22 protein-coding genes are annotated in these 25,082 nt (G+C 48.9%); 17 read left to right on the top strand and 5 right to left on the bottom strand.

What is annotated here, in order from left to right:
- Nucleotides 1-43: 43 nt before the first annotated feature.
- On the bottom strand, nucleotides 44-1,927 hold the full coding sequence (locus H6629_02680; protein ID MCB9066703.1) for an alpha-glucosidase C-terminal domain-containing protein: 1,884 nt from the start codon (nucleotides 1,925-1,927) through the stop codon (nucleotides 44-46).
- A 184-nt stretch (nucleotides 1,928-2,111) separates the two neighbouring features.
- On the opposite strand from H6629_02680, the gene H6629_02685 reads away from it, so the two are divergent.
- The gene (locus tag H6629_02685) at nucleotides 2,112-3,782 is read left to right on the top strand and encodes a phosphodiester glycosidase family protein (protein MCB9066704.1); all 1,671 of its coding nucleotides are present in this window, start codon (nucleotides 2,112-2,114) and stop codon (nucleotides 3,780-3,782) included.
- 174 nt (nucleotides 3,783-3,956) lie between these two features.
- Here the strand turns inward: H6629_02685 and H6629_02690 are convergent, their stop codons facing one another.
- Nucleotides 3,957-5,444 carry a PLP-dependent aminotransferase family protein gene (locus H6629_02690; GenBank protein MCB9066705.1) on the bottom strand — a complete coding sequence of 496 codons (1,488 nt, stop codon included), beginning with the start codon at nucleotides 5,442-5,444 and terminating at the stop codon, nucleotides 3,957-3,959.
- Nucleotides 5,445-5,659: 215 nt separating this feature from the next.
- Between H6629_02690 and H6629_02695 the strand changes: the two genes are divergently transcribed.
- From H6629_02695 to H6629_02705, 3 genes are all read left to right on the top strand, one after another.
- Nucleotides 5,660-6,247 carry a pyridoxamine 5'-phosphate oxidase family protein gene (locus tag H6629_02695; protein ID MCB9066706.1) on the top strand — a complete coding sequence of 196 codons (588 nt, stop codon included), beginning with the start codon at nucleotides 5,660-5,662 and terminating at the stop codon, nucleotides 6,245-6,247.
- Between the two features lie 71 nt (nucleotides 6,248-6,318).
- Nucleotides 6,319-7,317, top strand: a complete 999-nt coding sequence (locus H6629_02700) for an EamA family transporter (GenBank protein ID MCB9066707.1) — start codon at nucleotides 6,319-6,321, stop codon at nucleotides 7,315-7,317.
- Between the two features lie 21 nt (nucleotides 7,318-7,338).
- Complete coding sequence (locus H6629_02705) at nucleotides 7,339-8,544, top strand: MFS transporter (GenBank protein MCB9066708.1); 1,206 nt, start codon at nucleotides 7,339-7,341, stop codon at nucleotides 8,542-8,544.
- Nucleotides 8,545-8,675: 131 nt separating this feature from the next.
- On the opposite strand, the gene H6629_02710 is transcribed toward H6629_02705, so the two are convergent.
- A complete protein-coding gene (locus tag H6629_02710) occupies nucleotides 8,676-9,056 on the bottom strand; it encodes a DUF309 domain-containing protein (GenBank protein ID MCB9066709.1) in 381 nt (126 codons plus the stop codon).
- A gap of 152 nt (nucleotides 9,057-9,208) precedes the next feature.
- Between H6629_02710 and H6629_02715 the strand changes: the two genes are divergently transcribed.
- The 10 genes from H6629_02715 (at nucleotide 9,209) to H6629_02760 (ending at nucleotide 19,300) form a co-directional block, all read left to right on the top strand.
- Entirely contained in the window at nucleotides 9,209-10,951 is a 1,743-nt protein-coding gene (locus H6629_02715; protein ID MCB9066710.1) for an EAL domain-containing protein, read from the top strand.
- 73 nt (nucleotides 10,952-11,024) lie between these two features.
- Nucleotides 11,025-13,106: a PAS domain S-box protein gene (locus H6629_02720; GenBank protein ID MCB9066711.1), complete on the top strand. Its 2,082-nt coding sequence runs from the start codon at nucleotides 11,025-11,027 to the stop codon at nucleotides 13,104-13,106.
- A gap of 5 nt (nucleotides 13,107-13,111) precedes the next feature.
- The gene (locus tag H6629_02725) at nucleotides 13,112-15,031 is read left to right on the top strand and encodes a PAS domain-containing protein (protein ID MCB9066712.1); all 1,920 of its coding nucleotides are present in this window, start codon (nucleotides 13,112-13,114) and stop codon (nucleotides 15,029-15,031) included.
- Between the two features lie 130 nt (nucleotides 15,032-15,161).
- Nucleotides 15,162-15,872: a response regulator gene (locus tag H6629_02730; protein MCB9066713.1), complete on the top strand. Its 711-nt coding sequence runs from the start codon at nucleotides 15,162-15,164 to the stop codon at nucleotides 15,870-15,872.
- Nucleotide 15,873: 1 nt separating this feature from the next.
- Entirely contained in the window at nucleotides 15,874-16,362 is a 489-nt protein-coding gene (locus tag H6629_02735; GenBank protein MCB9066714.1) for a response regulator, read from the top strand.
- A 104-nt stretch (nucleotides 16,363-16,466) separates the two neighbouring features.
- The gene (locus H6629_02740; protein ID MCB9066715.1) at nucleotides 16,467-16,823 is read left to right on the top strand and encodes an Hpt domain-containing protein; all 357 of its coding nucleotides are present in this window, start codon (nucleotides 16,467-16,469) and stop codon (nucleotides 16,821-16,823) included.
- A gap of 200 nt (nucleotides 16,824-17,023) precedes the next feature.
- On the top strand, nucleotides 17,024-17,335 hold the full coding sequence (gene rplU / locus H6629_02745; GenBank protein ID MCB9066716.1) for a 50S ribosomal protein L21: 312 nt from the start codon (nucleotides 17,024-17,026) through the stop codon (nucleotides 17,333-17,335).
- Nucleotides 17,336-17,350: 15 nt separating this feature from the next.
- A complete protein-coding gene (gene rpmA / locus H6629_02750) occupies nucleotides 17,351-17,608 on the top strand; it encodes a 50S ribosomal protein L27 (protein MCB9066717.1) in 258 nt (85 codons plus the stop codon).
- 145 nt (nucleotides 17,609-17,753) lie between these two features.
- Nucleotides 17,754-18,431 (top strand): metal-dependent hydrolase, encoded by a 678-nt coding sequence (locus H6629_02755; GenBank protein MCB9066718.1) that lies wholly within the window; start codon nucleotides 17,754-17,756, stop codon nucleotides 18,429-18,431.
- 77 nt (nucleotides 18,432-18,508) lie between these two features.
- Nucleotides 18,509-19,300, top strand: coding sequence for an enoyl-CoA hydratase (locus H6629_02760; GenBank protein ID MCB9066719.1), 792 nt, complete (start codon nucleotides 18,509-18,511; stop codon nucleotides 19,298-19,300).
- Between the two features lie 353 nt (nucleotides 19,301-19,653).
- On the opposite strand, the gene H6629_02765 is transcribed toward H6629_02760, so the two are convergent.
- Nucleotides 19,654-20,361 (bottom strand): LysM peptidoglycan-binding domain-containing protein, encoded by a 708-nt coding sequence (locus H6629_02765; GenBank protein MCB9066720.1) that lies wholly within the window; start codon nucleotides 20,359-20,361, stop codon nucleotides 19,654-19,656.
- A gap of 297 nt (nucleotides 20,362-20,658) precedes the next feature.
- A complete protein-coding gene (locus H6629_02770) occupies nucleotides 20,659-22,092 on the bottom strand; it encodes a sigma-54-dependent Fis family transcriptional regulator (GenBank protein MCB9066721.1) in 1,434 nt (477 codons plus the stop codon).
- Nucleotides 22,093-22,440: 348 nt separating this feature from the next.
- On the opposite strand from H6629_02770, the gene H6629_02775 reads away from it, so the two are divergent.
- The 3 genes from H6629_02775 (at nucleotide 22,441) to H6629_02785 (ending at nucleotide 24,932) form a co-directional block, all read left to right on the top strand.
- Nucleotides 22,441-22,947, top strand: a complete 507-nt coding sequence (locus H6629_02775; protein MCB9066722.1) for an HNH endonuclease — start codon at nucleotides 22,441-22,443, stop codon at nucleotides 22,945-22,947.
- 175 nt (nucleotides 22,948-23,122) lie between these two features.
- Nucleotides 23,123-24,115 carry a tryptophan--tRNA ligase gene (gene trpS / locus H6629_02780; protein MCB9066723.1) on the top strand — a complete coding sequence of 331 codons (993 nt, stop codon included), beginning with the start codon at nucleotides 23,123-23,125 and terminating at the stop codon, nucleotides 24,113-24,115.
- Nucleotides 24,108-24,932 carry a segregation/condensation protein A gene (locus tag H6629_02785; GenBank protein ID MCB9066724.1) on the top strand — a complete coding sequence of 275 codons (825 nt, stop codon included), beginning with the start codon at nucleotides 24,108-24,110 and terminating at the stop codon, nucleotides 24,930-24,932. Before trpS ends, H6629_02785 begins: the two co-directional genes overlap by 8 nt.
- Nucleotides 24,933-25,082 lie beyond the last annotated feature (150 nt).

Raw genomic sequence — 25,082 nt, forward strand, 5'->3', positions numbered from 1 at the left:
GTTTTTTATCATTTTATCCCTGAGCATTTTTGAAATTTACACATCATTTCAGAACCATCAATTGATACGGCGCGAGTGTGAGCGACTGCGGATTTGGTATCAATTTTCGCAGCGGGCTTGCCAGATCCGAATATGAATTTTGCGGTAAAAACGATGTCTGAACCGTTTGCGACTCCGCCGAACTATTGGCGAAAACATATGCCGTTTCGTCGCCCAGCGAACGGCTGAACACCAAAACCCGCGGCTGATTTTCGGTGGCGATAAACGACATATCGCCGCGCGACAGCAGCGGATGTGCCTTTCGCATCCCGATCAAAAAGCTGTATTTGCCGAACAATTGGCGATTGAAAGAAACGCTGTCCGGCGCGTGCGTGCTGCCATCAAAATTGTAAATTTCCGGTTCGAAAGCCATTTCCGGCCAAACCATCGGTTTGCGGCAATCGGGATCGTCGCCGCCCCACATGCCCGCTTCGTCGCCGTAATAAATCATCGGGGCGCCGGGAAGCGTCATTTGCAATCCCGCGATAAGTATTTGTTTTTGCACAGCTTCCGCGTTCGGTTTTCGGGCATAGTAATTGGCATTTTGCGACGGATTCGCTTCGTGATCAAACCATCGATCAGGATTCACAATCTGCGAAACCAATCGGTCGGTGTCGTGACTGTCCATTAAATTCATGCAAACCTGCATATTTTCGAACGGGTAATCGCGCAAAATGGTTCGCAGCGAATCGGCAAATCCGGTCGCGTTTGTGCCGGTTTTTTGGTCGATCACAAAATGTTTGATTGCACGGGCAACGCGGTAATTCATCACGGCATCGAACGCGCCATCGAACCACGGCGCCGCATTGAACATGCGGTTGTTCGGCCAATCTTCCCACCAGACTTCGCCGGTGGTGTAGGCATTCGGATTGATCGCTTTCACCCATTTTTGAAAATCTTTCCAGAATGCGATGTCCACTTTTTCCGCGACATCCAGCCGCCAGCCATCGATGCCGTCAGAAGGATCGCCGTCGCCATTCGGGTCCATCCAGCGCTGAACGATCGCCCGAACGTGCGCCCGCGGACCGCTCACCAGCCCGTTTTCGTCCTCGCGAAATTCCGGCAAATCCTTTACGCCAGCCCATCCGCCGTAATCGAATTCGTTTTCCGGCGTCGCGGGATCGTCCCATTTATGGACAATGTACCAATCCGCAAACGGCGATTTTTCCTGATTTTCGAGCACATCGCGGAACGCCCAGAAATTATTGCCGGTGTGATTGAACACGCCATCGATAATCACTTTGATTTCGCGATCGTGGCATTTTTGGATGAGTTGCAAAAACAGGCTGTCTGCGCTCGTCCATTGCCAGGTTGCCGGATCGGCGGGATTTTCGGTTGCCCAAATCTCCCGGTCTTTTTCCGGGTTCGGGCCAAAATTGTTGTCGATGTGATGATACATCGCCGCGTCATATTTGTGCAGCGATGGCGATTCGAACAGCGGATTAAAATAAATGGCAGTGATGCCCAATTTTTGGAGATAATCCAGACGGTCGATCACGCCCTGCAGATCGCCGCCGTAGCGCCGCGCACCGGCGTTGATATTGTGATTCGGTGCACCGGGTTTTGCCCACGTAAAGTGCTGTTTCCACTGCACTTCCGCCTCCCACGGCTGCAGCGCGTACCAATCGGATGTCCACGGATGCGTTTGCCAGTTTTCGGAAACGACATACGGCCAACTGTTCGCAAAATCGACCGGTTTGGGATCGTTGGCGGGATCGCCGTTGGCAAATCGTTCCGGGAAAATTTGATACCAAATGGCGCTTTTCGCCCATTCCGGCACCGGATTTTTGGTATTTTCCGGCTGTTGGCAGGCGGTAAACAGCAGCGCGGCAATTGCAAAAATCAGCGAAAAAAAGCCACTCAACTGTGGATATTTTTTGGATGTCATGGCGTCTCCCGGTTTCAGCGAAAAACATACCGTACCCGCTTCGATAAAACAAGATTTTTTCAAATGGCTAATTCTGATGTGGTTTTAAATTGAATTTTGGAGGATTTTTGGGCAAATCAACCGTATTTTAGGGCAGAAAAACGAGTTAAACAATTGTCAACTTCTATTGTGTTCGGGATAAACTATGAAATACTTTAAACTATTGTTTTTGTTGATATTGAGCAGCTTTTTGGGTGCCCAATCGAATATCAATTGGACAGACGTGACCAGCCAGCACAATTTGCCCGCAGGCGTTAAGTTATTCGCCGGTGAGCGCAGCAGTCCGTTGCTGAAAACGTGGTATCTGGAAGCTGATTTGAACCAACCGGATTTGATCGTCCGACCGTATCTCGGTTCGCTAAAAGGGTTAACCAGTTTCACCCAATCGGTTGGCGCGTACGCGGCGGTCAACGGCGGATATTTTGGCGGCACAAGCTCTGTATCTACTGTGGTTTATCCCGGAGAAGTGCTGGCACAAAATATCGCGGTCGTCAACCGCGACGGGCAGCAATTTACGCTCACGCGCAGCTTTTTCGGATTCAACGATCAATTCGAACCGTCCGTTGACTGGGTTTTCCATTTTGACGGAACCATCGGCGGGTTGTATCGCTTTGACGCGCCCACCCAAAATTTGCCCGGCTCCCCTGCCCCGCCACCCGATTCCAGCGATGGCATCCAATATCGCGATGCGCTGATTGGCATCGGCGGCGGGCCAACGCTCGTAAAAAACGGGATGCAGGAAATCACTTACAATCAGGAAGTGTTTTTCGGTTCCGGCGTGGGTTTCGATAATAGCGATCCGCGAACGGCGGTTGGATTCACTGCTGATAATCGCGTCATTATGCTGGTCGCGGACGGGCGCAGCAGCACTTGGAGCAACGGCGTCAGCTTGCCGGAATTGGCGAATATCATGATCGAACTCGGCTGCGTTGAAGCGATGAATCTCGATGGCGGCGGCTCATCGCAGATGGCCGTTGGCGGCACGCTGATCAATCGCCCGGAGGGCGGCACGTTCCAGCGCGCAGTGCCATCGATTTTGGCGATCACCCACATCGATTCGCTAAATTTGCCGCAAATACCTGTTTTTGAAGAAATTATCGACACGGAAGATGATAACGCATCGCTGGAAGGCATCGGCTGGTTTCCGTCCGCCAATCCCGGATTTTGGGGCGGCACGCCTGCGCAACTCAACAGCAAAGGCGATGGCAGCAATTACGCGGTGTTTCGCCCGAATTTGCCGGCGGCGGCAACTTATCAGGTGTATGCGTGGTGGGTGGCGTCGTCCAATCGCTGCACGGATACGCCGGTTGTGGTGCGCCACGCCAACGGCACAGACACGGTTCGGGTGGACCAAACCGGCAGCACGGCGCAGTGGAATCTCATCGGCGAATACAGCTTTAGCGGCACATCCGCGGACGAAGTGATCATCTCCAACGCGGCGAATAACGGCACGTTTATCGTTGCGGACGGCGTGCGGTTTACCTCTTTCGACAGCAGCGCAGTGGTGGGCATTTCGCCGGAAAAACTGCCGGTGTCGCAGCGATTCAAATTGTATCAAAACTACCCGAATCCCTTCAATCCGGTAACGGAAATCAGCTACCAACTCGCTATTTCCAGCGATGTGAAGTTGCAAATTTACAATAGCTTAGGCGAGAAAATCAGAACATTGGTGAACGACGCTCAACCTGCCGGATTCAAAACCGTGCAGTGGGACGGCCGCAACGATGTTGGCGAAGCAGTTGCCAGCGGTGTTTACATTTACCGGCTGAACGTCGGCGGGTTTTCCGAGCAGCGGAAAATGCTGCTGGTTCGATAATTTTTGGCATTCCTTAAAATCTCATAAACCAATGCCACGGAGACACTGAGTGCACAGAGATTTGAAAACGAACAACGTATCTCCTTTGCGCCCTCGGTGGCTCTGTGGCTAAAGTTTTTCACTTTTTTTATCAAAGAAAATTTGTGGAACACACGCGGGGATTCCCATCGAAAATCACCCGGAAATCAACTTTGCCAGCGATTGCACGCCGTTGGCAATCTCGGTTTCGTCGAATGCGGCAAAGCCCAGAACAATCCCGTTAACCGATTGTTTTTCATCGTGATAGTAGGTGGAAAGCGCCCGCACATCCAGCGGGATTTTCGCCGCTTTTTCGGTTAAATCCAGATCGCTGCCGCGATGCAGTTTTGCAGTAACCTGCAATCCCGTTTCGGTCGGAAAAATGGACAATGCACCGCCCAAATCGCGATCCAGCGCAGCCAGCAACATTTCCCGCCGCTCGTGATACAACATGCGCATCTGGCGAATGTGCCGGGCAAAATGCCCTTCCTCGATGAACGCCGCCAGCGTCGCTTGCGTGATCACGCTGCCCTGCCGCTCACTGAGCGATCGCGCTGAGACAAACGCATCCACAAGCGAATGCGGCACCACCAGATAACCCAATCCCAACCCCGGAAACAGCACCTTGCTGAACGTGCCCATGTAAATGACGCAGCCGTTGCGATCCAGCCCCTGCAGCGAGGAAATCGGGTGACCGGTGTAGCGATATTCGCTGTCGTAATCGTCCTCCAAAATCCATGCGCGGGATTTCGCCGCCCAGTCGAGCAACTGGATGCGCCGCGAAAGAGTCATCGTTACGCCGAGCGGATATTGGTGCGAAGGCGTCACATACGCCAGCCGCGCCGCCGGATCGGCAGCGTTTCCGGTGGTGGTGCACAGCCCTTTTTCGTCCACTTTGACGGGAATCAACCGACCGCCGAGCGACGCAACAGATTCCTTGAATCCGCTGTATCCCGGCTCCTCCGTCCATGCGGCTTCGCCCTCGTCGAGCAGCACGCGATTGACCAGATCGATGGCTTGCTGCGAACCGTTGGTGATGATCACCTGATCCGCATCGCAGCGCACCGCGCGGGAAATCCGCAGATAATCGGCAATTGCCTCCCGCAACGGACGGAAGCCGCACGGATCACCATAACCCAATGTTTCCATTGAAATTGAACGACTTTCTCGAGCGAGCAATTTCGTCCACAATTGCTGCGGAAATTCGCGCAGCGCCGGAATTCCCGGGCGAAACGGTTGCAGATTTACCCGCATTTTCCGGGTGAAAACAGAAACGCGTTTGATCCGTTCACCGCGACCGGAAATTTTCGGCAGCACGCTGAACGGCGCGGTTTTCGCGACGGAATCGGTGCAGACTTCCAGCAAATCTTCGGGAATCGTTTCGCTGACGAAGGTTCCGGCACCGCTTTTCCCCTCGATGTAGCCTTCGGAAAGCAGGTGATCGAACGCCAGCAGCACGGTCGTTCGGGAAACCGAGAGATCCGTTGCCAGCTCGCGGGTGGGCGGCAACTGCTCCCCGGGACGGAGTTGTTTTTCCAAAATCGCCTGCCGCAGCGCTTCATATAATTGTAGATACAGCGATTTTTTCGCCGAAGCGTCCAGTTTCAGTCCGGCGAGCGCAAATTCGCGTTTGGTTTTTGGCATGTCAGTATTGTGTTTTTGTGTTTTTTAATTTGATTCGACGGTGCCCATTGAGCCCTGAGCCTGTCGTAGGGCGGACGAAATGCCTTATCCCTCATCCACTCATCCACCTATTCACCCTAATAAATTGGTATCATCATTTTATCAAAAATGGCTCTTGTAATCAAGCCGATTTTATTTTAGAATATGCCTGCATCGATTAAAAAAAGGAGAAACAGATGCCGAAACCTGCCAGCGAACAACCGATCAGCAAAGTGCGCCGTGCGGATCGCGCGGTCACCGACGACGGCTGGATTCGCGATTTTTTGCAACGCGCACCGATGGGCGCATTCGCCACAATTTCCGGCGATCAGCCGTTTATCAACAGCAATATTTTTGTGTTCGATGCGGCAGCACACGCGATCTATTTTCACACCGCCAAAACCGGGCGCACCCGCAGCAACGTGCAGAAACATTCGCAGGTCTGTTTCAGCGTCAGCGAAATGGGGCGACTGCTTCCGGCGGAAGAGGCGTTGCATTTCAGCGTGGAATATCGCGGGGTGGCGGTGTTTGGCGAGCTGCACATTATCGATGATGAAAACGAAGCCGCAAACGCGTTGCAACTGTTGCTGGATAAGTATTTCCCGCATCTGCAGCCGGGAAAGGATTACCGTCCGGTGGTGGCGGAGGAATTGAAACGCACCACGGTTTACCGGCTGGAAATTCGCGAATGGAGCGGCAAACAGAAACAGGTTGAAGCTGATTTTCCCGGCGCTTTCCGGTACGAATCGCTGCCGGAAATTTTGATCACCGGTAACAATTTTTAGGTGCGCAACTTTCGGGTGGTTTATGTCTAAAAATCGCGTTAGCTTGGAGCGCGAAAACTGAGGAAAATATCATGAGCAATACATTTTTTTCAAAATTATCGGTACGGATCGCGGCGGGACTCGGCACGCTTTACCTGCTATGGGGATCAACATATCTCGGTATAAAATACGCAATTGCGACAATTCCGCCATATTTTATGTCGTCATCGCGGTTTATTGTCGCCGGATTGATTTTGTATGCGTGGGCAGTGTTGAAAGGTGCGGAACGCCCGAACTTGCGACACTGGCGCAGCGCCGCTATCGTCGGCGGATTTTTGCTGCTGGGCGGCAATGCCAGCGTGGCGTGGGCGGAACAGCATGTGCCGTCGAGCATCGCTTCTCTGATTATCGCAACCATGCCGCTGTGGATGGTGATGATGGATTGGCTCTGGCAAAAACAGGAGCGACCGAGCGGACGGGTTTTCGCGGGCATCGCACTCGGATTTGTGGGCATCGCGTTGCTGGTGCGTCCGCAAAACAGCGGCGAGCTGATGGCATTTGAACCTGTCGGTATTTTTGCGCTGATGCTGGCGGCGATTCTCTGGTCCACAGGATCGCTATATTCGCGGAACGCGTATTTGCCGAAATCGAAGCTGCAGGGCATCGGCATGCAAATGATCGCCGGTGGCGGGATGGTTTTTCTCGCGGGACTGGCGCGCGGCGAATGGGCGGAATTTTCGTTCGCAAATATCTCACAAAGTTCTTTTTTGGCGTGGCTGTATCTGCTTATCTTCGGTTCGATGATCGGTTTTAGCTGCTATATTTGGCTGCTGAAAGTTGCGCCGGCAGATCGCGTTTCAACCTATGCATACGTCAATCCGGTAGTTGCGGTGTTCCTCGGCTGGCTGTTTTTGGATGAACCCGTAACGACCCAAACAGCCATCGCCAGCGCGATAATTATTCTTTCAGTAGTGTTGATCATCAACCGGAAACGCTCGTCTGCACCGCAAGTTGAGGCGGTAAAACCGGCGGTCGTGCCCGTAAAAATCAGCAGCAGAAAACCGGTTCAACTGGAAGAACTTGAACCGTAACCGCTTTATGAAAGCGCCACAATGGATGATCAACAGCGTCGTTTGCAGGCGAATATTCCCAAAATTTTGCTGCTAAACTTTTTTTACATGTTTCTGGTGATCATCCCCGTGATCGTGCCGTATTGGCAAATGCACGGGCTTTCGATGAGCGACATTTACCTCCTGCAATCCATTTTTGCGATTTCGGTTGTGATTCTCGAAGTGCCTTCCGGCTACATTTCCGATTTGCTCGGACGAAAAAATACGATCGTTGCCGCCGGGATTTTCAGCGGCACGGCGTATTCCATTTTTATGATGAGCGAAAGTTTCGCGGGATTTTGCACGTTCGAAATCACGATGTCAATTGCCGTTAGCCTCATTTCCGGAACGGATGTCGCGCTGATTTACGATTCCATCGAACTGCTGGAAGACCGCAAGTTCAATCAAAACAGAATCTTGGGCAAAAAAGTTTTTTACAGCCAGATCGGCGAAACCATTGCCGCGCTCATCGGCGGAGCGGCTGCGGCGGTATCGTTGTATCTGCCGGCGCAAATCAACGCGGTAACCGCGTGGATGCCGTTTGTCATCGGGCTGACGCTGTTCGAACCGCCGCGCCAATTGATGGATCGCCAAAAGCATGCGGAAAATATTCGCTATATTTATCGTTCCCTGTTTCAGCATTCCAAGCTGCTCACTTTTATCATTTTAAATCTGGTGATTTACGGCGTTGCAACGCTACTGGCGGTTTGGGCGTATCAGGGCTATTGGCAATCGATGGATATTCCGCTCAGTTGGTTTGGCTATTTGTGGGCAGGATTCAACCTGACGGTGGCGCTTTCCGGGCGTGCGGCGCATATTATTGAAGAAAAATTGGGCAGCACAACCGCAATTTTGCTGATCGCGCTGTTGCCCGTTGCCGGTTATTTGGGAATGGCAATGTTACCCGGATTGATCGGCGTTGCCGCTGGTCTGCTGTTCCAATTTTCGCGCGGGTTGAATCAGGTAGTGCTCCGCGATGCGCTGAATTCCCGCGTAAAAGCGGACATGCGGGCGACCGCAAATTCCGTTGCCAGTTTGGGCGTGCGGCTGGCGTTTGCGGGTATCGGTCCATTTTTGGGCTGGGGAATTGATGCATTCGGATACGGCAGCGCTTTTGAGGGAATGGGCTGGCTGTATGTGGCGCTATTTTTTGTGATTTGTTTGCCGCTGCTTTCGCAGCGAAAGTTTTTCAAACCTGCGGGAAGTTGATTGGATGGATGGGTGATTATATACGAACGGTGTCCGCCCTTCGACAGGCTCAGGGCTCAATTAACTTCGTCGAATACCATCAAAAAAAACTATAACACCTAAACACAATAACACGATAACACTCTCCCTCCTCACCTGAATGCCAGCCATTTTTCCGTGATGGTCCGATTGGCAAATTCCCGAACCTGCAACAGCGGATTTTCTCCTTTTTCCACCGATTTCAGGAAATCGCAAATCGCATCGCGGAGCTGCAAAACGGCGGTTTCGTCGATCGCTAATCGATACGCAATAATTGTGTTGCAGTGCCGCAACGCTTTTCCCCATAAATTTCTGCAACCGGTCAAATTCCCGTTTTCAAAATGATGCGCACCGACGCTCAGTTGGATCATCGCCTGCCAAAAGCTGCGCTCGTGTCCGCACATGGTTTTCCACGGGATTTCCCAATGCTCGTGCGCGTCAAAAAAATTGCCAGCTTGCAGGCATTGCCAGCCGTTTTGCAGATGATTTTTCATGTTCCAACAGTTTTTGTTTGCAATTTCCGGTCAATTGCCGAAATCATCAAGTCCTTTCTTAATTGTTCGATAATGACAATGTTCTGCATAATTGCACGACGAATAAAGGCTCATTATAAGGGAATTTAACAGCATACAGCGGAGGTTCTTTGGTGGAAACGCAACATCCCGAACAGGAAAAATCGATAGAAATAATTCGTCTTTTGCTGGTTGACGATGACGATACGCCGGTTCGCCAGTTGCAGGAAAAACTTGCAGAACTGCAACACATCCGCTTCGAAATTGATCACGAATGTTGTTTGGCCGATGCACTTGAGCGGCTGCAGGAATCCGTTTTTGATCTGATAATGGTGGATCTCACGTTGCCGGATGCCTATGGCACAGATGTCATTTATCCTTTGCGAACCAACGCGCCGGAAATTCCCATCATCGTGCTTACAGGGTTGGATAACGAAGAAATTGCCATGAAAACCGTTCGTGAAGGCGTGCAGGATTATCTGGTGAAAGGAAGCATCGAAACCACAACGCTGGCACGGGCGATCCGTTACGCCATCGAGCGGCAGCGGATGTTGCACCAATTGGAAAAAGCCCGGCAACTGGAACAATATCTGGCATATCACGATGCGCTGACCGGTTTGCCGAATCGCAAATTGCTGCTGGACCGGCTGCACCAATCGCTCAGCCGTGCCCGTCGCGGGCAACATTTGGTTGGGCTGCTAAGCCTTGATCTCGACGGGTTCAAAAAAACAAATGATACGTTGGGACACGCCGCCGGCGATAATTTGCTAAAAACCGCCGCTGGCCGGCTGCGGGAATCTGTGCGCGAAAGCGATACTGTCGCACGCATCAGCGGCGATGAATTTATGCTGATCATCGATAACCTCACCCGTGAACAGGATGCGCTGGTCGTTTGCGAAAAAATTCTGAAAACGCTGTCCCAGCCGTACGAAATCAGCAAACACCGGTTTTACATGACAGCCAGCATGGGCGTTAGCCTGTATCCGTTTGACGGCAGCGATGTGGAATCGCTCGTCAAAAATGCGGATATCGCAATGTATCGCGCCAAAAGCGATCGCAATAACAGTTACCAACTATACAATTTATCGATGGAAGCACAGGCGCAGGAAAAAATGCGGCTGGAAAATGAGCTGCGTCGGCTGCTCGCGGAAGATGCCCAAACAGAACTCAGCCTGCATTACCAGCCTGTGTTAAATTTTGAACAAAATTCGATCACATCGCTGGAAGCGCTGGTGCGCTGGCAGCATCCCGAAATGGGCTTTATTTCGCCGGTTCGCTTTATTCCGATTGCCGAGGAAACCGGGTTGATCGATCCGCTCGGCGAATGGATTATCAACAAAGCGTGTCATCAAAACAAAGTGTTGCAGGACAACGGCTACACACCGGTTCGGGTGGCAATCAATCTTTCGACCAAACAATTCCGACAACGCGATATTCGCGAAATTATCCACGATGCATTGGATTCGTCCGGGCTGAATCCGGAATTTCTGGCACTGGAAATTACCGAATCCAGCGCAATGCAGGATGTGGAATACACCATCCAGATTCTCAAACATTTCAAAAATCTGGGTGTCCAGATTTCGGTGGATGATTTCGGAACAGGCTATTCTTCGTTGAGTTATCTGAAAAAACTGCCGGCGGATATCCTCAAAATCGATCGCAGCTTTATCGACGGTGTTCCGGAAGATCGCAATGACACCTCCATTACTGCCGCAATTATTAATCTGGCACACAATCTGGATCTCGCTGTTATCGCCGAAGGCGTGGAAAACCAGCAGCAGTTCTCTTATCTCCAATCCATGCATTGCGATGAGATGCAGGGATATCATTTCAGTAAACCGCTATCGTTTGAAGAGTTGTGTAAAATTTTACCTTAATTTTTCAATTATATGTCGCAGGATTTGAAATTCAATTCACTGCATAAATTATTAATTGCTGAGGGATTAGCTTTTGATACTTTCAGATTTCTGGAAATATGTTTTTCGCATGTTGTGCGTTTTGGGCACGCTTGCGGGAATGATAATTACCGGCTATACTGTTCTTCAACAACCGGAGTTAATTCCGGCGGTAAACAACAGTAGCATTTTTTTATACATCGATATTTTATTAATGATGAACGGTGCCGGTTTATTGCTGTGGGGCGAACACCGGCAGCCGGTTGCTAACCGGATAGCCATCGCTACACTAACCGGAACTGTTGCGGTAGGATTGTTTGCGCTGCTGACGCAAAGCTGGCCGGAAAAACACAGCGAATTTTTGACATTTGCAATTGTGTTAAGCGGCGTTGGAACAGCCAATATTGCAATCCTACTTTCCAAACGGCTGGTAAATTCCGTGAATTTGTTGGGAAACACCAGCGTATGGATTTGCGGCATCACCAGTTGCAGCCTGCTCATCATTTCCAGCGAAATTACCCTGCCCGATCTTGCTTCTGTTTGGGAAATTTTCACCAGACATTTGATTTTGCTGTTAACCGGCAACGCGCTGATGATTTACACCCGGGAATACGGTCGCCAGCGTCCCGGTTTTATTCCGCGCTGGAAGCCAAACGTTGCGGGAATGACGGCAGCTGTAACCGGTTTGTTTATCTGGTTGATGCTCATTCATGTGTCGCGTCCGGTGCTTTCGGGCATTTTTTTGGTGATCACCGGATTGTTTACGGTAACCCTCACCATAATGGCCAGATTCGTTCAAACCGCGCGATACCGTGCGATGCGACTGGTAGCCGCTCAGAAAGAAGAAGCACGGATGCTCCGCGAACTCCGCCATTCGCGGGATAAATTGCTGGAACGCAAACGCCAGTTGGAGCAAAACAACAGAGAGCTGGCACTGGAAATCAAACTGCGCAGAAACGCCGAAAAAAAATTGCAAGAAAGCGAAAGCCGGTTGCAGGCGTTGTTTAACACAGCGGCAGACGGCATTATTACCATCGATGAATACGGCAAAATTGAAACGATCAACCAGGCCGCACTGAAGATGTTCAATTTCCCGGTTGCGGAAATGATTCAGGAAAATTTCTCAAAACTGATTCCCGTTTTGAATGATTCCGGAAATCATTCGGATTTCAATAATTTTATCCGCGAAACGCTCAACCAGCACAATCGCCGCCGGGAGCTGCACGGCAGGCGCAAAAACGGCGATTTGTTTCCGCTGTCTATGGCGCTCAGCGAAGTTCAACTGAATGATCGATTGCTTTACACTGCCATCATTCACGATATTACAGCCCGGAAAAAATCGGAACAACGGCTGCGATCGTATACGGCACAGCTCGCACGTACCAACCAGGAATTAAAAGAATTTGCCAACGTCGCATCGCACGATCTTCAGGAACCGTTGCGGAAAATTCGTGCATTCAGCGATCGCATTGAGCAGCAGGTTGCCGGTGACGAACAATCCCGCGATTATCTGAATCGCATACAAAGCGCGGCAGAGCGTATGCAGCAGTTGATCAACGACTGGCTCACATTCTCCCGGATCACCACTAACGCCCAACCATTTAGCACGGTGGATCTCAACAAGGTGACGATGGAGGTTCTCAGCGATTTCGAAAAACATATTTCTCCGGCGCAAACTGAGTTGCATTTTTCCGGCATTCGCAACATCGAGGCTGATTCACAGCAAATTCAGCAATTGCTGCACAACATTATTCAAAACTCTATCAAGTTCAAAAATAACAACGCCTTAAAACTTAACATCAGCGGCAGATGGTTGCCAGACAGTCAGCACGAAAACAATGGACAATCCCAAAACAATGGTCTCGTCGAGCTTTCCATTCGCGATAACGGCATTGGTTTTGATGAAAAATATATCGGAAAAATTTTCATGCTTTTTCAGCGATTGAACAGCCACTCCCGATATCCGGGAACGGGTGTGGGGCTGGCAATTTGCCAAAAAATTGTGGAACGCCACGGCGGCTATATTCGCGCCAGAAGCGAGCCGGGAAAAGGCACGGAAATTATTGTTACGCTGCCGGTAAAACAGGCTGACCGGGACAGTCAACATGAGCTATCATCTGAATCAAACAGTAGGTGAGTGTTTTGGAAAAGCAGATTCAACAACTGGATATTGGCGAAGCGGCATTGCTCAACGCGCTGTCGTTTGGGGCGTTTGTTTTGGATAAACAACGGGTTGTGCATTTCTGGAATCAGCGAATTGCGGAATGGACAAACATATCGACAAATGAAATACAAGGTCGCCATATTTCCGAGTTCTTTCCCGCATTTACAGATGACTGGTGCGAGCAACAGCTGACGCCGGTATTTGAGAATGGATCATCCGTTGTGGTGCTGTCATCCTGCATGGCTCCGCAACCGGAAAAACCGGGATTTTATTCGCAATCCGCATTCGGCGAAAAGGAAATTTCCGTGACGCCGGTTGCCATTCAGCCAGCCGGCGAAAACGCCGCACTATTTATTATTCAGGAAATGAGTGCATTTTCCGCACGATTGCAAAGCTACCGGATTAATCAAAAAAACAATACGGGAAACACATCGTTTCTCGACAAAAATGATGAGAAAGAATTTCAGCGACTCAACCAGAAATTGGGGTTGCATTTTATCAAACGCACCGCGGCTTTGGTTGCATCGGATGAACGTTATCGGTCATTGTTCGAAAATGTGCCATCTGCATTGTTTGAAGTGCATTACGGCAAGCTGCGCAAACATTTATTGGGGATTTTTGAAAACTACCAACCCTTTGCACCGGAAGCTTTTTTGGCAAAATATCCGCAGGCGATAACAGAATGGCTGCAACTGCTGCACATCGAAAACGCCAACAAAGTAGCCCTGCAAATGTATGGCGCAAACTTTCCCAGCGAGCTAACACCAGAAAACACGTTGTTCAACAGCGAAGATTCCCGGAAAATGTTGCTCAGCCAATTAAAGGCGTTTTGGAAAAGCCAATCGCCATTTGTTGCCGAATTTGATACCACGCTCCCGGATGGCAACGCAATTTACGTCAGTTTTCGGGCTGCAATTGCGCCGGGCAGCCAAAAATCGTGGCAAAAAATATTGATCAGCGTGGTAGATATTACCGCCCGGAAAGTAGCCGAACGCGAATTGGAACATGCCCGCGAAGTGCTGGAACGCCGGGTATTGGAGCGCACCGCCGAACTCGCAGAAACCAACTGGGCACTAAAAATCGAGGTGTCTGAACGGCAAGCCATCGAATACACCCTGCGCAATACGCTGGATGAACTGAAGCGCTCCAATCGCGAGTTGGATGAATTTGCTTCCATCGCATCGCACGATTTGAAAGAGCCGCTGCGAAAAGTGCAAACCTTTGGCGACCGTCTGCGGCATTATTGCGAATCGAAACTGGATGATCGCGCAATGGATTATCTCTCCCGGATGGAAAACGCTGCCAAACGAATGGAGACGTTTATCGACAGCCTGCTGTCACTCTCCCGGGTAACCACCAAAGCGCGCCCATTTGTACCGGTGGATTTGGAAAATGTGTGCAAAGAAGTGCTGCGAGATCTGGAAATCCGCATTGAACAAACGTGTGGCGAAGTGCGCATGGCACCCTTGCCGACAATTGATGCAGACGCACTGCAAATGCATCAGTTGTTCCAAAACCTCATCGGAAATGCGCTCAAATTTCACAAGCCGGATACACCGCCAATTGTCGAAATTTTTACCGAAACACCACCCGACAACGACGATGGACAATGTATTTTGATCATACAGGACAACGGCATTGGCATTCCCCAAAGTCATCGGGAACAGGTATTTAAGCCGTTTCAGCGATTGCACAGCCGGAGCACATACGAAGGAACCGGAATGGGGCTGGCAATTTGCCAAAAAATTGTCAATCGCCACAGTGGCACCATCAACATTTCCGAAAGCGCTGCAAAAGGCAGCCGTTTTGAAATTGTTTTGCCGGTTCGGCATATTGTTCCCCAAAAAGAGCCTGACAAAAAGATAGCTTTGCTTACCGAAACAGAAATAAATACATAACGGCACATCGCATATTGATTTGCCAGCGTAAACCCAGCGAATCTGTCACTTAAGATTGCCGGATTTTCGTCGATAACCATCACAACTGAAACGCAGAATTATAGCCGAATTGAAAGCTACGGAGATTCCGATGACAGATGAAACACTGCGGGTTTTATTGGTTGATGACGACGAAGACGACTACATCATCACCAGAGATTTATTGAACGAAATTGAAGGGCGCCGATACCATCTGGATTGGATCGAAACGGCGAAGGAAGCGGCATCGCAAATGAAAGCGAATACCTACGATGTTTATCTGGTAGATTACCGCCTGCCAGACAGCACCGGACTGGATTTGATGTGCGAAGTCAAAAATGCGGGTTGCGATTCGCCGATTATTTTTCTCACCGGTCAGGGCGATTCGGCAATCGACCTGAAGGCAATGGAATCCGGTGCGGCAGATTATCTCATCAAAAGTAAAATTGATGCACAAAGCCTGGAGCGAGCGCTGCGGTACGCAGTTCAACGCCAAAAAATGAACCAGGCCATCAGTCATGCAGAAAAGCTGAAAACAGCCCAAGAATTAGCCGGAACGGTTTGCCACGAGTTTTCTCAGCCGCTGCAAATTTTATCACTATCGCTAACCTTGCTGAAAAGCCAGCCGGAGGAGCAAATGCATATCCAGAACTGCCAAAACATGGTAAACCGAATTGGCGAGTTGGTTCACAAACTGCGCAACATAACCGATCTCAAAAGCCAATCGTATCTGGATCATCATATAATTGACCTCAATGCATCCTCCCAACCGCGCAAAGTAATGGAAAATTCCCTCAACAAAATGTTGGGTAATGAGGAATAGAATGAACATTAAAAGAAACCGAATGAATCATCCGCTTCATATTTTAGTAGCAGAAGATGATCCGGATGACCAAATGCTCATTCACGATGCTTTTGAAGCAAACAATTTGGGCAGCAGCATTCATTTTGTAGAAAATGGCGAGGAGTTGCTGGATTATATTTTTCAACGGGAAAAATATGCTGATCCATCCGCTTTCCCGCCACCGGATATGATCATTCTGGATCTGAATATGCCAAAAAAAGACGGCCGGGAAACACTCCGCGAGATAAAAAATAATGAGCACCTGCGCCTGATTCCGGTCATCGTTCTGACAACCTCCAATTCACAGGATGATATTTCGAAACTTTACCATTTGGGCGTAAATTCGTATATCGTAAAGCCATTTACGTTTGACGGGTTAATAAACATCGTAAAATGCATCGATGATTTTTGGTTTAAAACCGCCCGCCTTCCCTACCGCACCAACCAAAACTCCCTCAATTCATTATAACTTAACTGATTTTTATAGGAAAGCGGGTAATGTATGCCCCGTTATTATCGATAATAATATCGAAAGAAATGCTAATGGAAAGCGTATAGTTTCAAGGAGGAACAATGGAATTAAACAACGTATTGAATCGTGAAGAATTATTTGCCAGAGTAGATGACGATGTGGAATTACTCGGCGAATTGATCGAGCTCTTTTTGGAAGATTATCCGGATTTAATTACAGAAATAGAAAAAGCTATTCAACAAAAAGATGCGATCGCCTTAAAAAAAGCAGCACACACATTAAAAGGCGCAGTGGGTAACTTTTGTGCCGAAGGTGCATTTGAAGCATCCCGCAAACTGGAAGCAATTGGCGCACAAGGTAACCTCGAAACAGTTGCAGCCGATTTTCAACAATTGCAGCAAGAAATGCAAAATGTAACCAAAGCGCTTCAGGAAATTTCCCGGGAATATTGCCAATAATTATTTTTTCGATAGCCCTGTCTGCACTGGCAGGGCTTAACTTCCGGCAGATTTCCTTAACCAACACAAAGCTACTATTTTCATCCAAAATTTTGTAAAACTTCTCTCGCAAAATAATTTTTCATCTTGACCTTTCACCACTGGTAATGTATATTCCCCGGCTGTAACATGAATTCCACATTCAGTCAGAGGTGTTAAAAATGTATGCAATCGTAGAAATTGCCGGAAAACAGTTTCGTGTCGAAAAAGACAAAGTGGTGAAGGTACCGTTTCTGAGCTCCGAAGTGGGCGAATCTGTATCTTTCGACAAAGTGCTCTTTGTAAACCAAAGCAATGATGTCAAAGTTGGTCGCCCGTTAATTGACGGCGCCAAAGTTGACGCCAAAGTACTGGAGCACGGCCGCGATAAAAAAGTGGTCGTTTTCAAGAAAAAGCGCCGCAAAGGTTACCAGAAGAAAAATGGTCATCGTCAGCACTTTACCAAAATTAAAATCGAAGCAATCGAAGGATAAGACCGGAGGTAAGTCATGGCTCATAAGAAAGGTGTTGGTAGCTCCCGGAACGGTCGCGATAGCGAATCTAAACGACTTGGTGTTAAAACTTTCGGTGGTGAATTTGTTACTGCCGGCAGCATCATCATTCGTCAGCGCGGAACGAAAATTCATCCCGGCGAAAATGTTAAACGCGGCGGTGATGACACATTGTTCGCGCTCATCGACGGACACGTGAAATTCGAACGCAAAGATAAAAAACGCAGCAAAGTTAGCGTTTACCCGGAAGCGTAACCGAACACAAACACAATTTTGATACAACGAGGGAAGCTCCAACCGGGGTTTCCCTTTTTGTATTTCATGGCATGATTTTGATCGCAATTGAATGTATATTTCTGAAACGATCAACTGTATGTTTCATTATTTACAGGAGGAAATCATGCCAAAACTCACCTATCTCAGTCATTCCGCATTTCTCATTCAGGGTCAACAGGGCACGGTTGTCATCGATCCATTTTTAAGTGGCAATCCGCTGGCAAAACTAAAGCCGTCCGATATTAAAACAGACTATGTTTTACTCACCCACGGACACGGCGATCATGTTGGCGATACCATCGAAATTGCCAAAAACAACGAAGCAACTGTGGTTGCACCGTTTGAATTGGCAAACTGGTGCAGCACCAAAGGCGCCAAAGTTCACCACATGCACATTGGTGGTGCCCACCATTTCCCGTTCGGCAGATTGAAATATACTATCGCCCATCATGGATCTTCCACACCCGATGGCACTTACATGGGACAGCCGGGCGGCTTACTCATTACAATGGATGGCAAAACCCTTTATCACGCGGGTGATACCGCGCTTTTTCTGGATATGAAGCTGATCGGCGAATTGAACAAACTGGATCTCGCAATTTTGCCAATCGGCGATAATTTTACAATGGGCATCGACGACGCTGTTATAGCTGCCGGCTTTTTACGGGCAAAAATGTATGTACCAATGCATTTCAACACTTTTGAAGTGATTGAGGTAAACCCGCAAAAATTTATCCAAAAGCTGGAAAAACAGGGACACAAGGGCTATGTCATGGAAATTGGTGAGACTATCGAATATTAATTTCGAAAATTTTGGTGCGTCAGGGTAATTTTCGGGCGCACTTTTTCTTAACTATTGATTTTATTGGAGATATGAAAATGTCTAACCATGTTTTATCAGAATTACAAAACGGCGTGTTGAAACTTACGCTCAATCGCCCAGAGAAAAAAAATGCACTGAGCAACGCGATGTACGAATCGCTTTGCGAGAACCTTGTTCATGCACAAAGCAACGACGATGTCCGGGTAATTTTGCTGTCCACAAACAGCCAGGATTTTACCAGCGGCAACGATCTGAAAGATTTTGCCGCAGTAAACGACGGCACGCGCGGATTGGACGATCTGCCGGTGGTGCGTTTGCTGCGATTGGTAGTGGGCTTGGACAAACCACTAGTTTCGGCAGTTAGAGGATTGGCGGTTGGCATCGGCACAACGGTGTTGTTGCACAGCGATCTGGTTTTTGCAGGAAAATCGGCGACCTTCCAGATGCCGTTTGTGCCGCTCGGCCTCGTGCCGGAATTTGCCAGTTCCTATTTGCTGCCGCTCATTTCCGGAAAAGCTCGCGCCAACCTTGCGCTGATGCTCGGTGAACCGTTTGATGTCCATTTTGCATACGAAATGGGATTGATCAGCCGGATTGTTGATAACGAAGCAGTGGAAGAAACCGCGCTCAGCTATTGCCGCAAACTTGTAGCGCTACCGCCAATTTCCGTAAAAGCAACCAAATGGCTGATTACACCGGAGGAAGAGCGGAAACGGTTGCACGATGTTATCACCCGGGAATCCATTATTTTTGCGGAGCAGTTGCAATCCGATGAACATCGCGAAGCATTGAGTGCATTTTTCGAAAAGCGCCGCCCGGATTTTTCCAAATTTGCGGGTAAAATTTAAAAAGGAAAAATGTTACGCATCATCGTGAATGAGCCGGAACAATCCGACACCGCAGGCTGCAACCAACAGCAAATTACCAAGTGCACCCGAAAAAACACCGATGACAGTGACAATCAACCAAAGCAACAGAAGGCACCAAAATAGCATCCATAACATATAGCAATTCCAGCTATTTATCCATAGATTACAACATCCTGCCCCGAAGAAATCCAACCTTTCGGAAATAAAAAATGTTGCCGGTCACAAAAAAGAGACGACAGTTAAACACAACTGCCGTCTCTTTATCTGAGCGCTTCGCAGGGTAATTTTTCTCAATTATTTGTAAAAGTGTGTCGTGATTTTAACGCAAAATTTTAATTCTCATCGAGCACTGCAACTTCGCGGCGTTGCGGCGTAACCGGTCTGCGGTATGTGCCGTTACCGTTGGTAGTTGCAGTTGCTTCTGTGCGTCGTCTTGCGGTTTCGGGATCAGCAGTTTTAGGATTTTTCGGCTTTACCAAAACCACTTTTGGACGATGGCTGCGCATCCACCAAAAACCGATAACACCACATGCAATTAAAAACACTGCCAGCCACAGCACCCAATTGCTGCTGCTTTCGGCTGTTTTTGTTCTGGCGGTTGGCAGCGTAGGTTGCACAGTTTGCACCGGCTCCGAGAATTCTTCCGCAATCGGTTGGGTTTCCTCAGGTTCGGTGACTGCATCCGGTTGTTGACGCGGTGAATTATTTTCCAACGCCAGCTCCTGCTGGATCACCAAATCTTTCACGGTGCTGAGGGTTTTCGCCTGGTTTAGCGCAACAATGGTTTCCCGGTCGGGAACGAGAATTTCTTCGCCAACCCAGATCAAGTTTGGATCCGGCGCCATATTCACCAACGCCAGTTCGCGCCAATATTCAACATTGCCGTAATATTGGATGGCAATTTCGCTCAGCGATTCGCCTTTTTGGATCACATGTGTCCGCGGTTTTCCCAAATAAACATCCGCCAGCAATTTTAATTCGCTGGAAAAAATTGCCAACATCACCCCGGTTGCCAACACTATCATGAAAATCTTACGCATGCCATTCTCCTGTGAGTTGATTGAACATTCTCGCCAATCTTGAATTTGAGGAATAATTATTCAATCACCGTGCCAAAACATTTTAATATTTCGTAAACATCAATAAAATAATATACTTGGCAATGTTTTCAATCTCTGCGGGATTGTGTTACACAACACACCGGATTATCGATGTTATCGCCGATAACAACCTGTTTTTATTTGATTTGGAGAGAACGATATCGACAGGTGTAACGAAATACACAACCGGGAAGTCTGTATAATTTTGTAACAGAATTGCAGAAAAAACCGAAAAGATTATTCATCTTTCGGCTTTTTGATGCCCAGTCGTTTCATAATTTTGATGAGGTTGGAATGATTGGCAATTCCCAGCGCTTTTGCGGTGTTGGTGATGTGCCATTCATTTTCTTCGAGATGCTGTTGCACAATCTGCCGTTCGGCGTCCTGTTTTAATTCCTGAAAACTTTTGCCACTTTCCGGATCGAGATCGATAGATAGCGCGCCGGACAATTTTTCATTCGCCTGCCCGGTTTCCGGCGATTCCGAAAAGACATCTGCAGCGAGGATTTCTTTGGGAATGTGCCGGGGCAACAATTGCTCGCCATCGCATTGAACGATCATCCGCTCCACCACATTTTCCAGCTCGCGAACATTATTTTTGCGCCAGTGATATTGTTGCAACGCCGCGATGGTCGAGGGGTGAACTGCCGGAACCGGCATTTCGAACCGTTGGCAAATTTGCTGAACAAAGTGCACGGTCAACGGCTGAATATCTTCCAACCGTTCCCGCAGCGGCGGCACCCGAACGATATGCGTGCAAATCCGGTAAAACAAATCCTGCCGGAATCGCGATTCTTCGATTTCCGATTCGAGATCGCGGTGGGTTGCCGCAATCACCCGAACGTTAATTTTGATAACTTTGTGTTCCCCGCCCAACCGGGTAATTTCATTTTCCTGCAATACGCGCAGCAACTTTGCCTGCACTGCCAGCGGCATATCGCCGATTTCGTCGAGCATCAGCGTGCCGCCATCCGCCAGCTCAAATTTGCCTTTGGATGTGCGCATCGCCCCGGAAAACGCGCCTTTTTCGAAACCGAACAGCTCGCTTTCAACCAGGTTTTCGGGAATCGCCGCACAGTTGACTGCGATAAACGGCTGCACCGAACGCGGGCTCATCCGGTGAATTTCCCGGGCGATCAGCTCTTTTCCGGTGCCGCTTTCGCCGGTGATGAGCACATTGCTGGGCACCCGGGCGACCCGGGCAATCAGCCGGCGCATTTCCTGAATGACCGGGCTTTCGCCGATAAAACCGGATTCCCGATCATTGTTTTTAACCATCTCACGATCCTGATCGAGCAATTGCCGGTGTTCCAGCGTAATGCGGATCTGGTGAATCAATTGCTCCGTGCTGATCTCATCTTTCGCAAAAAAATTGTAGGCACCCAACCGCGTTGCCCGAACGCAGGTTTGGAAATTCCCTTTTCCGGTGTAAACGAGAACGGGAATGTTGTCCAATCCTTCTTTTTTCATCGCTTCGAGGGTTTGCAAACCATCCATTACCGGCATTTCCAGATCCAGAATTACCAGATTCACCGGGTTTTTGTGGAGCATTTCCAGCCCTTCCTGCCCGTTGGCAGCGGTCAACACTTCGAATCCGGTTTTGCGCTGGATGTCGTACGCAAACTGTTCGCGGATGGTTTTCATATCATCAATTATCAGAATTCTGCTCATTATTCTCCCGCTGCAACGTCTTGGAATTGCCCCCGATTTGGGCAATCGATGCGCAATTTTAGGTTGTGATAGTCGGTCCATTTTACGGTTAACGGCTGAAGATGTCAACCGAAATTTCTTTGGCAAAAGCAACTGATGCACACGAATTCCGGGAACATTTTCATGCATTCCGTCATCATAATAACGATGCAATATTGTAACAATCGCGTATCCAGAATGTGATAAATTACAATTTAATATTCACTTAGCGATCGATTTATTATTGAACAACAAGGTTTCGGACAAAAAACAGCTTGACATTCTCAACCGCGGGCGTTTTCTTCTATTAGCAACAAAGAGGTGAACCAGATGCTTAACCGTAGTGTTTTGTTATTAAATCAGAATTATGAACCTATGAGCGTCTGTGGATTAAAGAAGGCCATCATTTTAATTTATCTCGGCAAAGCTGAAGTTATCGAACGCGAAGCCGTTGTGCTGCATTCGGTCAACTCGACAATGCCAGTGCCGAATGTCATCCGTTTGTTTCGGTTTGCCCGGGCACCGAAACGCAAAATTTTGCTCAACCGCAAAAACCTGCTCATTCGCGATAAACACTGTTGCCAATATTGTGGTCGCAGAACGTTGCAAATGACTATCGACCACATCATTCCCAAACAATTTGGCGGAAAAGATACCTGGGAAAATCTGGTGATCGCCTGCATGCCGTGCAACAATCGCAAAGGCAACCGCACCCCGGAACAGGCGGAAATGCGCCTGCGAACCAAGCCCAAACGCCCGAACCCATTCTTTTTTCTGCAACATATGGTTGGTGCCCGCCATGAATCGTGGAAGCCTTACCTGTTCATGGAAAATTGAGTCCGGACAACATCAGAGTATCATTTTGAGCTGCAGCTTGTCAACCGGCGACCTGCAGCTTTTTTTGTTGGCGCGATATGAGATTTGACTTGAAAATGTGGCGATTCTATTGCATCTTATTCCCCGAAAATACAACACGAATAGATGAACGGCAGCACGTTAGCAGAGGAAACCCATGTTAGATATTAAAAACAAACGGATTTTAAGCGGTATTCAACCTTCGGGGATTTTGCACATCGGCAATTATTTTGGGGCAATTCGCCAGCATATCGCGTTGCAGGCGAACAACGATTGTTATTATTTTGTCGCCAATTATCACGCGATGACCACCATACGCGATCACAAAATTCTCGAAGAAAACAGCTTGATGGTCGCGATCGATTATCTGGCGCTCGGCTTTGATCCCGATAAAGCGGTGCTGTTCATGCAATCCGATGTCCGCGAAGTTACCGAACTCGCGTGGATGCTCTCCACCGTTACGCCGATGGGCCTGCTGGAACGCGCCCATTCGTTCAAAGATAAAATCGCCAAAGGCATTGCGCCGAACCACGGGCTGTTTGCCTATCCCGTGCTGATGGCGGCGGATATCCTCATCTACGATTCCGATTATGTGCCGGTCGGCAAAGACCAAAAGCAGCATCTCGAAATGACCCGCGATATGGCCGAAAAATTCAACCTCGCTTACGGCGAAGGGTCGTTGAAATTGCCGGAGGATCTGATTATCCCCGATGTGGCGGTTGTCCCCGGTTTGGACGGACAGAAAATGAGCAAAAGTTACGATAACATCATCGAAATTTTCGCGTCCAAAAAGCAGATGAAAAAGAAGATCATGAGTATTCTTACCGATTCCACGCCGTTGGAAGATCCTAAAAATCCGGACGATTCCATCATTATCGATCTGTATAAATTGGTTGCCACAACAGATGAAGTGGCCGATATGCGCCAGAAATTTTTAGCCGGCGGATACGGCTACGGTCACGCCAAAAAAGAACTGCTGGAAAAAATGTGGGCATACTTCGAACCGTATCACGAGCGGCGTGAGGAGTTGCTCAACAACCGCGATTACGTTGCCGAAGTGCTCCGCAACGGCGCACTGAAAGCCCGCGAAGCTGCCAATATTGTGATGGACCGGGTGCGGAAAGCCGGAGGATTGCTGCGTTTTGTATAAAATAAAATTACCGGTTTTCGAGGGACCGTTCGACCTGTTGCTGTTCCTCATTCGCAAAAACGAAATTGATATTTACGATATTCCCATCGCGCAAATTACCAAAGAATATCTGGAATACATCGAGCTGATGAAAATGCTCGATCTCGAAATCGCCGGTGAATTTATCGAAATGGTGGCGACGCTGATTCTCATTAAAACGCGCATGCTGCTGCCGCAACAAGCCACCGAAGGCGAAGAAGACCCTGAAGATCCGCGCCTGAAGCTCACCCTTCAACTGCTTGAATACAAACGATTTAAAGAAAAAGCCGAAGAGCTGTACGACATCGAGTCGGAACGCCGCCAGTTCTTTTCGCGGGCGTCCACTGTTCAGCGACAACTCAAAAAGTTCACGCCGCCGGACGAAGAATTTGTGGTAGACGCAACCCTGTTCGATCTGCTGACCGCGTTCAAAAAAGCGCTGGACAATATGCCCAAAATAACGGTTCACCGCGTCAATCCGGTGAAAATTTCCATCGAAGACCAGGTGCGGTTTATCTTTGACAGCTTTGCCGGGGGCACATATGTTCATTTTGGGGAAATTACCAAAGCGTTGCCGACAAAAATTCACGTCATCGTTACGTTTATGTCCATTCTCGATTTGATGCGCCTGCAAATGATCACCTGCAAACAGGACGACGCATACGGCGACATCCGGCTGGTTGCGCTGACCGACTTGAGCATGTCCCATTTTCAATCGCTGCGCGAAGAACAGCAGTTGCACCTCAGCGACGAGCCGGAAACACCACCGGAAAACGAGCAACCGGCACTGGATTCCTGACCGGAACGGAAACTTGCCCATTGACAGGCTCAGGGTTCAGCGTAACGCATCCTTTGGCGGTCATATTTTTGGAACGGTCGCGACTGTTCCTTACCGGATCCTGTTATTCGCAACTCAACCGATAACCCAAAAACTGCAACGGAACAACCC

The organism is Calditrichia bacterium (assembly GCA_020634975.1).
Classification (GTDB): domain Bacteria; phylum Calditrichota; class Calditrichia; order RBG-13-44-9; family J075; genus JACKAQ01.